Raw genomic sequence first — 12,166 nt, 5'->3', positions numbered from 1 at the left:
AGCTTCTTCACGGTCAGACCGGCGAAGGCGAGCACGCCGACACACACCAGGATCAGCAGGGCGGAGAAGAATGCCTCAAGCACGGGAGCTCCTCGGAACGAACGATGTGGCCGCAGTACGGGGCCGGGCCCCAGCCTAATGGGTTGGGGCCCGGCGCTCTCGTCCAGGTCCTCAGCCGAGCAGCTGGTTCTGCAGGATCACCGACTGCTGGAACGGAATCCGCTCCGTGGCCGCCCTGCCGTCCCTGGAGTGCACGATCAGGGCGACGGTGTCCCCGGAGACGATGTACGCCTGGCGCACGTGCTCCGCACCGGACGGCTTCTTCTCGCTGAAGACGTACGACACGGTGTCGTGCACCCGGCCGGAGCTCTTCCAGCTCTCGTCGAAGTCCGTGTCCGGCGCCGTGGCGAGCGGCAGGCCCGCGGTCGCGCCGATGTGGAGGTCGTCGCGGAACCCTTCGGCGTACGCGGTCGAGTTGAAGCGGAGCAGATAGATCCGGGACTCGGTGCCGTCCGGCATCGTCCAGCCGCGCGCCGCGATGTGCCGCAGCGCGGAGTCGCGGAGCGTCCGGGTGATGTCGGCGCGCTTCTCCGCCCGGTACTCGGAGGCGTACTGCCCGGGTGTCACCCAGCCGCCGGTCAGCTTCCCGTCCGCGGTGGCTCCGGCCGGGACGGGCAGCAGAAGCTTCCGCAGGTCGGCATGGTGCACCCCGGCGGCATTGCCGTACGAGAGGGGCCTCGGCGCTCCGGACGGCAGTGCGGGCAGGGCCAACTGCGGGTAGTCCCAGCGGCCGTCGCCCTCGGTGGCGAGCCCGGGTACGTCGGTGCGCTCCATGGACGCGATCCCGTACGCCGTCCCGGTGCCGAGGCCGCCGCACACCAGCACGGCGGCGGTCCAGCGGGCGACGGCGCGCAGCGCGCGGCGCGACGGCCGGGGGCCTGCGGCCGGGGCGGGCGGTGCGGGTAGTGCGGGTAGTGCGACTGGTGCGGGCACTTCGGCCGGGGCCGTCGGCTTTTCGGTCGTCGGCTCGGTCGGCTCGGTCATACGTACTCCCCCGGGGACGCGACGTGGTCCAGCTGGTCCTTGAGCAGGTCCGCGACGGCGCTCGCGTCGAACGGCTCGCTGCCCGTCGCCGCGAGGATCAGGAGCACCCCGCCGTCGTAGGCGGCGCAGTGCATGCCGTCGAGGTCGGTCTTGCTGTCCTTGGGCATCCGGAAGCACGTGGCGTGCTTGTGGCCCTTGATCTTCGGGCCGTCGCGGAACACGCCGACGGCATCCATCAGGCCGGTCCTGAAGGTGTACATGTCGCGGACGGCCTTGCGGTCCTTCATCTTGACGATCTGCGTCTCCACGACGAGATCGTCGGTGTCGGCGACGTACGAACGCCGCACGAGTCCCTGGATGTCGTACCGGTCGATCCGCTTCTCCAGCTCGCGGCGCTGCTTGCCGGCGAGCCCGCGGCCGGACTCCTTCATCGCCGCCGCGGCCTTCCGGCCGCTCGTCTCGCTGTCGTTGCCGTCGGCGCCCATGTCGGGGCCGAGCCGGTAACCGGAGGGAGCGGGCAGCAGCAGCTTGCTCAGCTCGGTGACGGCGCGGCCGCGGGGCGGGTCGCCCGCCGGGTCCTTGGCCGGTTCGCGGTCCGGCTTCTGCCAGACGGTGGTGGTGACGGTCCGGTCGGCCCCGTCCACGGTGGTCTTCGTGTACGCGGCGGCCCCGCCCACGGCGCCGAGCACCAGGACGAAGGGCAGGACCCCGAGGACCACCCGGCGGACCCTCCCGGGCCGTGCGGGAGCCTCGGCCGGGGCGGGCGTTACCGCGGGCTCGGGTGTCACGGCCGGGGCAGGTGTGACGTCGTCGTTCACAGGCGCTCCAGCTGTCGCTCGGCCAGCGTGCGGATGTCCTTCTTGGCGATCGACTTGGTGTCGAAGATGTCGATCTCCATCATCACGTCGCCCCGCTGGGCGACGGCGCGGGCTTGGTGGAGCGGCAGATAGCCCGCCTTGTTCTTGACCGGGTAGAGGTAGTAGCGGCCGTTGCCGCTCCCCTTGATGGCGTCTCCCGCGTTGCCCGCGCCGTTCTCGCTGCCGTCCATGTAGGACAGCTGGCCCTCGGCGTGGTCGACCGCCCCCAGCTCCGTACCGCTGCGGAACTGGACGAGCCGGATGTGGACCTCGCGCTGACCGCGCTCCCAGCTCGCACCCGCGATCCGGCGCAGGTCCGTGGAGACGAGCTCTTCGTACATGTACGCCTCGTCCTCGAAGTGCAGGGCGTAGTCCTCCAGGCTCACCCAGCCGTCGTGGAGCGTCGGCTCGTCGAGCGTGCCCAGGCCCTTGGGCTTGGCGAGCAGCAGCTTGCGCAGATCGCCGTCGGTCGCGGCCTGGCGGTCCTGCGAGGCGGGCAGCGGGTCCGGGACCTGGTCCGCGGACAGCGGCTTCGCCGGGTGGGCGAGGCCGGGCTGCGACAGTGCGGTCAGCGGAGTCGGCGCGCGCTCGGCCTGGATGCCGTATCCGACGGCCGTACCGCCCGCGATGCCGAGCACCGCGGCGGCGGCGATCAGCAGGGTCGTACGGCCGCGCGGGCGGCGGCGCGGCGGCGCGACCGGGTCCGGACCGGCTGCCGGAACCAAGGGTGGCCCGGGCGGCGCGACGGGCGGCGCTTCGGGCGGCGCGGACGCGACCGCCTGCGCGGCCTGCCCGGCCTGCGCGGCCTGCGCGGCCTGCGCGGCCTGCGCGGCCTGCGCGTCGGAAATGGTGTCGTTCAGTTCCAAAAGGGGTCCCCCCACGAGACCTGAGGCGCAGATTCCGTTACCTGCGCACCCAACTGACCCTCAGGTACCCGGGGAGGTTGCACGGCCGCCGATTACAGTTCGGCATATGTCGAAGAAGCTCGTGATCAAGGTGACCGCCGGGGCCGACTCCCCCGAGCGCTGTTCACAGGCGTTCACCGTGGCGGCCGTGGCCGTCGCAAGTGGCGTGGAGGTCTCGCTCTGGCTGACCGGCGAGTCCGCCTGGTTCGCCCTGCCGGGCCGGGCCGCCGAGTTCGAGCTGCCGCACTCCGCCCCGTTGCCCGACCTGGTCGAGGCGGTCCGGGCGGGCGGCCTGATCACCCTGTGCACGCAGTGTGCGGCGCGGCGCGACATCTCCGAGAAGGACGTCCTGGAAGGCGTACGGATCGCGGGCGCGCAGGTCTTCGTGCAGGAGATCATGGCGGATGGCGTCCAGGCCCTCGTGTACTGAGCGCCCGCCGCTTCCGCCCCCTTACGGGCGGCGCTTCTTGCCGTCCAGCTCGTCCCACCACTCGTCCGACGTCCGGTCACCGGAGGGGTCGTCCCACCAACGGTCCTCCGGGCCGCGCCGGTTGGCGACGATTGCCGCGACCGGCGGGATGACCATCGCCACGACGCACATGCCGACGGCGACCGGAATCGACCAGAGGCGCACGAACGCCCAGGCGGAGACGAAGAGGACGATGCATCCGCCCATCAGCAGGAAATAGGCGCGGCGGCGCCGTGCGTACATACCTCCAGCGTAGGTCCAGACGGCGCGAAGGGCCGCACCCCTGTCCAGGTGGCGTCCAACCCCCTGGGGTGCGGCCCTTCGGCCGGTCGTGCGCTACGGATCACACAGCGATGGCGACCTCGGAGAGGCCACCGGTCTGTGCGACGACCGTGCGGTCCGCGCTGCCGCCCGGCACGAGGGCGCGCAGCGTCCAGGTGCCCTCGGCCGCGTAGAAGCGGAACTGTCCCGTCGCCGAGGTCGGGACCTCGGCGGTGAACTCGCCGGTCGAGTCCAGCAGACGGACGTAACCGGTGACGGGCTCGCCGTCGCGGGTCACGCTGCCCTGGATGGTGGTCTCACCGGGCTTGATCGTCGAAGCGTCGGGGCCGCCGGCCTGTGCTCCACACATGGTGTTCTGTCCTTCTGGTCGGGTGTCGTGCTGGTATGTGGTCCGCAGACTTACTTGTTGGCGCCGAGCTCGATCGGCACACCCACGAGGGAGCCGTACTCGGTCCACGAGCCGTCGTAGTTCCTGACGTTCTCCTGGCCGAGCAGCTCGTGCAGCACGAACCAGGTGAGCGCGGAGCGCTCACCGATGCGGCAGTACGCGATGGTGTCCTTCGCCAGGTCGACCTGCTCGGCCTCGTACAGGGCCTTGAGCTCGTCGTCCGACTTGAAGGTGCCGTCGTCGTTGGCGTTCTTCGACCACGGGATGTTGCGGGCGCTCGGCACGTGGCCGGGGCGCTGCGACTGCTCCTGCGGGAGGTGCGCCGGGGCGAGCAGCTTGCCGCTGAACTCGTCGGGCGACCGCACGTCGACCAGGTTCTGGCTGCCGATCGCCTTCACGACGTCGTCGCGGTAGGCACGGATCGACTCGTCCTGCGGCTTGGCCTTGTACGCGGTGGCCGGGCGGGACGGGATCTGGTCGCCGTCGACGAGGTCGCGGGAGTCGAGCTCCCACTTCTTGCGGCCGCCGTCGAGGAGCTTGACGTCCTGGTGACCGTAGAGCTTGAAGTACCAGTAGGCGTACGACGCGAACCAGTTGTTGTTGCCGCCGTAGAGGACCACGAGGGTGTCGTTGCCGATGCCCTTCTCGGACAGGAGCTTCTCGAAGCCGGCCTGGTCGATGAAGTCACGGCGTACCGGGTCCTGGAGGTCCTTGGTCCAGTCGATCCGGATCGCGTTCTTGATGTGGTTCTTCTCGTACGCCGAGGTGTCCTCGTCGACCTCGACGATGGCAACCTTCGGGTCGTCGATGTGGGCCTCGACCCAGTCGGCGTCTACCAGGACGTCTGCGCGGCTCATGTGGTTCTCCTCCGGGGCAGTCTGCGGCGGGGTGGTGCGATGTGCGGGGTGTACACGCGGATGCATGGGGCCAGTGCGTGTACGGAGGCACGGGGCGGGCCCTGACAACGGTCGAAGGGCCGGGGGGAAACGGGAGGCGATCCCGCTCAGAAGGTGCGACAGAGCATGGCGGCGACGCGGCACAGGTCTACTGCCCGCCGCTTCGTGAGATCCGCCTGTCGCTTCATGCGTCCGATCGTAGGGAGGTACGGGCGGAGATGTCACCGTCGTGTCGGATGGTGAGACACGATCGTCCGCGATACGAGACGCGAAACGCCTCACACCGTGCCGCGGGCCGCCGCCGGGAGGTCCGCGCCCGAGAGTCACCCGAGGGCCGGACGCGGCCGTCTCAGTATGTGGATGAGCGGGCATACGACCTGGTCTTGCCCCATATGCGCCGTGTGTCCGAGCGGTACGTCAGGACGTCAGGTCGGGACCTGGGGTCTTTCGCCAAACGAGAGGCCCTAGCCGGCGAGTGGGACGTCGGCGCCCGTCACCGAGATCTCCAGGCCGCCTTCGGTGACCTCGATCTTCTGGAGCTTCAGGCCGTTCGGCAGGCCGCCTATCCTGCGCTCGAAGTCCGTCTTCTGCCGGACCAGGCCCTCCAGGCCGGGGATGCCCTCACCCGGGACCTCGTCCGCGTGCACCCGGACGGTGTCGCCGTCGACCAGCGTGACGGTGGAGAGCACGCTGCGCGAGAGGGTGCGGCCGAGGATGCCTATCTCGCCGGTGACCTTCACCTTGCCGTTGCCGCCGTAGGCCACGGTGACGCCCTTGTCGGCCGCCTCGGTGAGGTCGTCGTACGAGACGACGGCCGTACCCGTGGCACGGGCGGCCGTCGCGCTCGTGTAGCCCTCGCCCAGGGTCACCTGGTGCAGCTGGGCCCTGATCTCGCTGATCCGGAGCGTGCGGCCGGCGGCGTTCGCCTGGATGCCGGTCAGCTTGACGTCGACCTGGCCGAGCTCCGATCCGGCCACCTGGGTCAGGAACGGGAAGCCCTTGATCGAGACGTCCGTCGAGCCCGCTTCCGCACCGCTGAACCGCACCCGGCCCTCCGCCTCGGACTCGGCGAAATACACCGCGGCGCGGTCGACGGCGACGAAGACGCCACCCAGAACCACCGCGATGATCAGCAGTATCCGCAGTGCACGCATGCCTGTTCCTCCCCCACCTGAGCGCTCGGACCCCCGGTGCGCGTGAGCCTACTGCGACGGCGCAGCACGCCCGTGGTGATCGACGAGCCGGAACACCACCCGGTTCCCCGGGCGGCGGCGAACGGCCGGAAAGCGACGAAGGACACGTGGGGGCGTGCGACCTGGGCGGAGGGGGACGTCAGGCGATCGCGCGGCCGATCAGATAGACGGCGGGGGCCGCGGCGGTCAGCGGCAGTGCCACCCCGGCCGTCATGTGCACGAACCGCGACGGGTAGTCGTAGCTCGCCACCCGCAGCCCGATCAGCGCGCAGCCACCGGCGGCGAGCCCGAGGAACGCCGCCTTGGAGCCGTAGTCGGTGAACCCGCCCATCGCGACACCCGCACCGGCGGCCGCGAGCAGGGCCACGACGACCGAAGCGGCACCCGGCAGCGGGAGCGCCCTGGCGAGCACGGCGGCGGCCACGGCGACACCGCCCACGGTCACCGCGTCCGGGACGGCCGCCAGATGTCCGGCCGCGAGGACGGAGAGCGCCGCCGACACGACGGTGGCCATCAGCCCGTACATCCGCTCGTCGGCGCCCGCGTGGCTGCGCAGCTGGAGGACCAGCGTGAGCAGCACCCAGACGCCGAGCGTGCCCAGGAGCGCCGCCGCGGCGTTCTCCCGGCCCGCGGCGAGCAGAGCGACATCGGCGGCGAAGCCGCCCATGAAGGCGAGCGCGATGCCCTGGCGGGCGGGCCACATGCCGTTGAGCCTGAACCATCCGGCGGCCGTCACCGCCTGGAGCAGCACGAGCGGCACGAGCAGGGCGTACGACCCGATCGCCGCACCGAGCGCGAGCAGCAGACCGAGGGCGGCGGTGATGCCGGCCGGCTGCATACCCGGCGCGATGATGGGCGAGCGGCCCTCGGCGCGGGCGCGCTGGGCATCGGTGATCCGGGCGTTGCCCGCGGTGGTGGGCGAGCTGTAGGTGGCGGCCTCCGGCGCACCGGAGGTGCCGTCCGGCACCCCGGCCGGGGCCGTAGGGGCGGCAGGGGCGGCAGGCACCTCGGGAGGCAGGGGGTAAGAACCCGACGCGCCCTGGTGCGGCGCCTGCGGCTGCTGGTGCGACTGCTGCTGCGGCGCCTGCGGCTGCGGCTGCGGCTGCGGCTGCGGCTGCACGGTCGGCTGGTACTGGGTGTCCCAGGTCTGCCCCTGCCAGGTCTGCGTCGCACCCTGGCCGGACCGGCCCCAGTTCTCCGGCGACGCGGTCTGCTGCGCCTGGTGCGTGGGCCAGGCCGCCTGCGGGTCGTACGGGGCGGGGTCGCCGTACGGCTGCTGCGGCTGCGCGTGGGCCGGGTCCGTGTGCTGACCGGCGTACGGGTCGGCGTACCGCTGACCCGCGTACGGATCGGGGTACGGCCCGCCCGCGTACTCACCGGCGGGCGGCTGCGGCTGCTGCGCGCCGGGGTGCCCGTCCCCGTCCTCGTACTGCTGACCGTACGGATACTGCTGATCGCTGCTCATGGTCTGCGGTTCACCCTCCTGCGAACGGCGGGAGCACCTCGACCGTGCCGCCCTCGGCAAGCCGTACGGTCTCATGGCCACGGGTCCCGACGGGGTCACCGTCGATGAGGAACGAACACCTCTGCAGCACGCGGGTCAGCTCGCCCGGGTGCCGTTCGCGCACCGCGTCGAGCGCCTCGGCGAGCGTCGCCGCTGCGTACGGTTCCTCCGCGGTCCCCGCGGCGGCCTTGGCCGCGGCCCAGTAGCGGATCGTTCCCGCTGCCATGGCTCCACCCTTTCCTCGTGCGTCAGTTGTCCATCATCGGTCACAGCGCGGCCGTCCAGTCGGCGATGCGCGTGAGCAAGCTCTCGTCGGCCGCGTTCTCCGCGTGCCCCATGCCGCGCTCCAGCCACAGTTCCGCGCTGCCCCCGGCGGCCCCGGCCAGCATCCGGGGGTGGTCCAGCGGGAAGTAGGGGTCCTGGTCGCCGTGCACGATCAGCAGCGGCGCCGGGGCGATCAGCGGGACGGCGGAGACCGGGGAGAGCGGCACCGGGTCCCAGTCCCTGCGGTCGATCCGGGTGCGGAAACCGTAGCGGCCGACGAGCCGGCCTGCCGGGCGGGTGACGATCCAGTGCAGGCGCCGCATCGGAGCCGTACCCCGGTAGTACCAGCGCGCGGGGGCGCTCACGGCGACCACGGCGTCCGTGTGCGCCGCAGCGCGCGCCTCTATGCGCCCTTTGTGCGCCGCAATGCCTCCGCCACCCCTGTCCGACGCCCCGACGAGTGACAGGGCGTCCACGGCTGCGACCGGTCCGTATACAGCCCGGCATGGCGCAGCACCACGGAACCGCCCATGGAGAACCCGACCGTAACGACCCGCTCATGCCCCAGTGCCCGCGCCCAGGCCACCGCGGCCGCCAGATCCTGAACCTCGCGGTCCCCCACGGTCGACACGCCGCCGGACCTCCCGTGCCCCCGGAAGGAGAACGTGATCACGGCCGCACGCTGCGCGAACGCCCGCGCGGCGCGGCGCACCGCCGGCCGGTCGGCCGCGCCGGTGAAGCCGTGCGCGACGACGATCGCCGTCCCGGCGGCCACCCCGCCGGCCGCGGCTGCGGCACCCGCCGTACACGGCTCGTACACCGCCTCGATCCGGGTCCCGTCATCGGTCCGCAACGTGGTGCGGAGAGGCGCCCGCGTGATCAAGCGAACAGAAGAACTCGGAAACGGACCCTCGGAGACAGAGCGCATGTGGGTTATTCTGCTTCGAAGAGGACTCGGGCAATGCAGCCCCCGGGTCCTTTTGTGCTTTCCACGCGTTGTTACGGAGACGTTTCAACAAGCTCAGCGGCCCCCGGGCGCGGGGCCGTACCAGTTAAACCCGTATGACGAGCGGCTCGGGCCACACGTCGTACGGCCGTACGAAGCAGTGCCGCACTACTCCCCCGGGTCCGACCCGGGAGTGCCCCTCTCGCAGGGAACGAGGAGGACTGACGTAATGGGCGAGCGAACCGTGCACGATCGACCGATGACCCAGGCAGGTGGGCGGCGATGAGTTCACTGCTGCTTCTGACCAATGCGCTCCAACCGTCGACGGAGGTGCTTCCCGCCCTCGGTCTACTGCTGCACAGCGTGCGGGTCGCCCCCGCCGAAGGACCCGCTCTCGTCGACACCCCGGGTGCCGACGTCATTCTGATCGACGGCCGGCGCGACCTTCCGCAGGTGCGCTCGCTCTGTCAGCTGCTGCGGTCCACGGGACCCGGCTGTCCGCTGATACTCGTCGTCACGGAGGGCGGCCTCGCGGCCGTCACCGCCGACTGGGGCATCGACGACGTACTGCTGGACACCGCGGGCCCGGCCGAGGTCGAGGCACGGCTGCGGCTGGCCACCGGACGCCAGCAGATCGTCGCCGACGATTCCCCGATGGAGATCCGTAACGGTGATCTTTCGGTGGACGAGGCGACGTACAGCGCGAAACTCAAGGGACGGGTCCTCGACCTGACCTTCAAGGAATTCGAACTGCTCAAGTACCTCGCACAGCACCCGGGCCGGGTTTTCACCCGCGCCCAGCTGCTCCAGGAGGTCTGGGGATACGACTACTTCGGCGGTACGCGGACGGTCGACGTCCATGTCCGGCGGCTGCGCGCCAAGCTCGGCCCCGAGCACGAGTCGCTGATCGGCACGGTCCGCAACGTCGGCTACCGCTTCGTCGCACCGGAGAAGGTGGAGCGTGCCGCGGCCGAGGAGGCCAAGGCTCAGGCGGCGACGAGGGCCACCCCGGAACCCGTAACCCGTTCGGAGCAGCCGGAGGAGTCCGAGGTCACGGAAGAAGCCCCGGTCCGGCCTGCCGCCAGGTAGGTCCATCCGCGTAGACTGCCGCGCGTGGCCAAGGTGACGCGGGACGATGTGGCGAGACTGGCGGGGACGTCGACCGCGGTCGTCAGTTACGTCATCAACAACGGACCCAGGCCGGTCGCCCCGGCCACGCGCGAGCGGGTACTCGCCGCGATCAAGGAGCTGGGCTACCGGCCCGACCGGGTCGCCCAGGCGATGGCCTCGCGGCGGACCGACCTCATAGGCATGATCGTGCCGGACGCCCGGCAGCCGTTCTTCGCGGAGATGGCGCACGCGGTCGAACAAGCCGCGTCCGAACGCGGAAAGATGGTCCTCGTCGGCAACTCCGACTACCGGGACGAACGCGAGGTCCATTACCTGCGCGCGTTCCTCGGTATGCGGGTCTCCGGGCTCATCCTGGTCAGCCAGGGGCCCAGCGAGCGGGCCGCGGCCGAGATCGAGGCGTGGGACGCCCGCGTGGTGCTGCTGCACGAGCGGCCCGAGGCGATCGACGACGTCGCGGTCGTCACGGACGACGTCGGCGGCGCCCAGCTCGCCACCCGTCACCTGCTGGAGCACGGCCACGCGTACGTGGCCTGCCTCGGCGGTACGGAGCAGACCCCCTCGGTCGGCGACCCGGTCGCGGACCACGTCGAGGGCTGGCGCCGGGCGATGCACGAGTCCGGGCGGTCCACGGAGGGCCGGCTCTTCCAGGCCCCGTTCAACCGTTACGACGCCTATCAGGCGGCCCTGCGGCTGCTGGCAGGCCCCGACAGGCCCCCGGCGATCTTCTGCTCCACGGACGACCAGGCCATCGGTGTGCTGCGGGCGGCGCGCGAGCTGCGCATCGACGTGCCGGGCGAGCTGGCGGTGGCGGGCTTCGACGACGTGAAGGAAGCCGCTCTCACCGACCCGCCGCTGACGACGGTCTCCTCCGACCGGCCTGCGATGGCACGGGCCGCGGTGGACCTGGTCCTCGACGACTCGCTGCGCGTGGCGGGTTCGCGCCGTGAGCGGCTGAAGCAGTTCCCCTCGGCGCTGGTCATCCGGCAGTCGTGCGGATGCGGGGAACCTGCGGCCCAGGCTCCGTAGCCTCCCTGCTCCGAACAGCGCGCCGGCGTCTCCCTGCCCCCGCAGCCCGCCCCCGGCCTTATATGGGGCATACAGGGTTCTGCCGGGCTTCTCAGAGCACCCTCAGCCTCCTCTCATATTCGCCGGACACGCTCGTGTACATGACTGAGAGCCACCGCCCGAGCGGCGAGTACCCGACGTACCCCTCGTACGGCAACGGCGAAGCGGCCTACCCGCCGCCGCCCCCGTACGAGCCCGCGCAGCCGATCGCCGCTGGTCCCGGCACCACGGTCTGGCCCGGCGGCGGTGGCGCCGACGCCGGTGGTCCCGGTGGCTACCCGCCGCCGCAGTCCGCGCCCGAGCCCCCGAAGCCCGCGCGCCGTGCCAAGCGCCCGGTCGCGCTGCTGGCGGCCGTGGCGATCGCGGCGTCGGTGGTCGGCGGGGGCACCGCGACCCTCATCGGACAGCTCACCGACGGCGGCACGAACACCACCGGCTCCGGCGGCGCCGTGCAGGGCACAACCGTCTCGCAGAGCAGCGCGGGCACCGTCTCCGGTGTCGCGGCGGCCGTGTCGCCCGCGATCGTCGAGATCGGCGCGACGTCGACGGCGGGCCAGTCCACCGGCTCCGGCGTCGTCATCACGTCCGACGGCGAGATCGTCACCAACAACCACGTCATCTCCGGCGCATCCGAGATCGAGGTCACGCTCAGCACCGGCAAGAAGTACACCGCCGATGTCGTCGGCACCGACGCCGACAAGGACCTCGCGCTCATCAAGCTCCAGGGTGCGAGCGGGCTGAAGACGGCCTCGCTCGGCGACTCCTCCGAGGTGAAGGTCGGCGACCAGGTCGTGGCGATCGGCTCGCCCGAGGGCCTGACCGGCACCGTCACCAGCGGAATCGTCTCGGCCCTCGACCGCGACGTCACGGTCGCGAAGGACTCCGAGGGCTCGGACCAGAGCCAGCAGCAACAGGGCGGCAGCGACTGGCCGTTCGAGTTCGGAGGCCGGCAGTTCAACGGCGACACGGGTACGTCGAAGACCACGTACAAGGCGATCCAGACCGACGCCTCGCTCAACCCCGGCAACTCCGGCGGCGCGCTGATCAACATGAACGGCGAGATCATCGGCATCAACTCCGCGATGTACTCGCCGAGTTCAGCCAGCTCCGCGGGAAGTTCCGCAGCGGGCAGCGTGGGCCTCGGCTTCGCCATCCCGGTCGACACCGTCAAGGCCGACCTGGACACCCTGCGGGCGGGCGACGACTCCTGACCGAAGCGTCA

The 12,166-nt window shown here is 71.4% G+C and carries 14 protein-coding genes and 1 pseudogene; 4 read left to right on the top strand and 11 right to left on the bottom strand.

The window, feature by feature from the left end; all coding sequences use genetic code 11:
- Positions 1 to 171: 171 nt before the first annotated feature.
- From ACFWSK_RS02550 to ACFWSK_RS02540, 3 genes are read right to left on the bottom strand one after another with little or no spacing between them, the layout of a single operon-like run.
- The gene (locus tag ACFWSK_RS02550; RefSeq protein ID WP_383780926.1) at positions 172 to 1,044 is read right to left on the bottom strand and encodes a hypothetical protein; all 873 of its coding nucleotides are present in this window, start codon (positions 1,042 to 1,044) and stop codon (positions 172 to 174) included.
- Complete coding sequence (locus tag ACFWSK_RS02545; protein ID WP_383780924.1) at positions 1,041 to 1,862, bottom strand: hypothetical protein; 822 nt, start codon at positions 1,860 to 1,862, stop codon at positions 1,041 to 1,043. The genes ACFWSK_RS02550 and ACFWSK_RS02545 overlap by 4 nt, the downstream gene beginning before the upstream one ends.
- Positions 1,859 to 2,767 carry a hypothetical protein gene (locus ACFWSK_RS02540; RefSeq protein ID WP_383780921.1) on the bottom strand — a complete coding sequence of 303 codons (909 nt, stop codon included), beginning with the start codon at positions 2,765 to 2,767 and terminating at the stop codon, positions 1,859 to 1,861. The genes ACFWSK_RS02545 and ACFWSK_RS02540 overlap by 4 nt, the downstream gene beginning before the upstream one ends.
- Positions 2,768 to 2,873: 106 nt before the next feature.
- Here ACFWSK_RS02540 and ACFWSK_RS02535 point away from each other — a divergent pair, with 106 nt between their 5' ends.
- Positions 2,874 to 3,236: a DsrE family protein gene (locus tag ACFWSK_RS02535; RefSeq protein WP_383780918.1), complete on the top strand. Its 363-nt coding sequence runs from the start codon at positions 2,874 to 2,876 to the stop codon at positions 3,234 to 3,236.
- Between the two features lie 21 nt (positions 3,237 to 3,257).
- On the opposite strand, the gene ACFWSK_RS02530 is transcribed toward ACFWSK_RS02535, so the two are convergent.
- From ACFWSK_RS02530 to ACFWSK_RS02495, 8 genes and pseudogenes are all read right to left on the bottom strand, one after another.
- Complete coding sequence (locus tag ACFWSK_RS02530) at positions 3,258 to 3,518, bottom strand: DUF3099 domain-containing protein (protein WP_383780916.1); 261 nt, start codon at positions 3,516 to 3,518, stop codon at positions 3,258 to 3,260.
- Positions 3,519 to 3,618: 100 nt separating this feature from the next.
- Positions 3,619 to 3,906 (bottom strand): DUF1416 domain-containing protein, encoded by a 288-nt coding sequence (locus ACFWSK_RS02525; protein WP_003968135.1) that lies wholly within the window; start codon positions 3,904 to 3,906, stop codon positions 3,619 to 3,621.
- Positions 3,907 to 3,956: 50 nt separating this feature from the next.
- Positions 3,957 to 4,802 carry a sulfurtransferase gene (locus tag ACFWSK_RS02520; protein WP_383780914.1) on the bottom strand — a complete coding sequence of 282 codons (846 nt, stop codon included), beginning with the start codon at positions 4,800 to 4,802 and terminating at the stop codon, positions 3,957 to 3,959.
- Positions 4,803 to 4,948: 146 nt separating this feature from the next.
- On the bottom strand, positions 4,949 to 5,029 hold the full coding sequence (locus ACFWSK_RS02515) for a putative leader peptide (protein ID WP_350310325.1): 81 nt from the start codon (positions 5,027 to 5,029) through the stop codon (positions 4,949 to 4,951).
- Positions 5,030 to 5,305: 276 nt separating this feature from the next.
- Positions 5,306 to 5,995 carry a DUF2993 domain-containing protein gene (locus ACFWSK_RS02510; RefSeq protein ID WP_383780911.1) on the bottom strand — a complete coding sequence of 230 codons (690 nt, stop codon included), beginning with the start codon at positions 5,993 to 5,995 and terminating at the stop codon, positions 5,306 to 5,308.
- A gap of 178 nt (positions 5,996 to 6,173) precedes the next feature.
- Entirely contained in the window at positions 6,174 to 7,499 is a 1,326-nt protein-coding gene (locus ACFWSK_RS02505) for a hypothetical protein (protein ID WP_383780908.1), read from the bottom strand.
- Between the two features lie 10 nt (positions 7,500 to 7,509).
- On the bottom strand, positions 7,510 to 7,764 hold the full coding sequence (locus ACFWSK_RS02500) for a MoaD/ThiS family protein (protein ID WP_383780905.1): 255 nt from the start codon (positions 7,762 to 7,764) through the stop codon (positions 7,510 to 7,512).
- 40 nt (positions 7,765 to 7,804) lie between these two features.
- Positions 7,805 to 8,655 (bottom strand): annotated as a pseudogene (locus ACFWSK_RS02495) (alpha/beta hydrolase family protein).
- A 375-nt stretch (positions 8,656 to 9,030) separates the two neighbouring features.
- Here ACFWSK_RS02495 and ACFWSK_RS02490 point away from each other — a divergent pair.
- From ACFWSK_RS02490 to ACFWSK_RS02480, 3 genes are all read left to right on the top strand, one after another.
- Positions 9,031 to 9,837 (top strand): response regulator transcription factor, encoded by an 807-nt coding sequence (locus tag ACFWSK_RS02490; protein ID WP_383780903.1) that lies wholly within the window; start codon positions 9,031 to 9,033, stop codon positions 9,835 to 9,837.
- Between the two features lie 24 nt (positions 9,838 to 9,861).
- The gene (locus ACFWSK_RS02485) at positions 9,862 to 10,905 is read left to right on the top strand and encodes a LacI family DNA-binding transcriptional regulator (protein ID WP_383780900.1); all 1,044 of its coding nucleotides are present in this window, start codon (positions 9,862 to 9,864) and stop codon (positions 10,903 to 10,905) included.
- Between the two features lie 140 nt (positions 10,906 to 11,045).
- Complete coding sequence (locus ACFWSK_RS02480; RefSeq protein ID WP_383780897.1) at positions 11,046 to 12,155, top strand: S1C family serine protease; 1,110 nt, start codon at positions 11,046 to 11,048, stop codon at positions 12,153 to 12,155.
- Positions 12,156 to 12,166 lie beyond the last annotated feature (11 nt).

The organism is Streptomyces sp. NPDC058620 (assembly GCF_042717135.1).
GTDB lineage: Bacteria > Actinomycetota > Actinomycetes > Streptomycetales > Streptomycetaceae > Streptomyces.
Note: the sequence above shows the minus strand (reverse complement) of the source record. Positions and strands in the feature narration are given on the sequence as shown.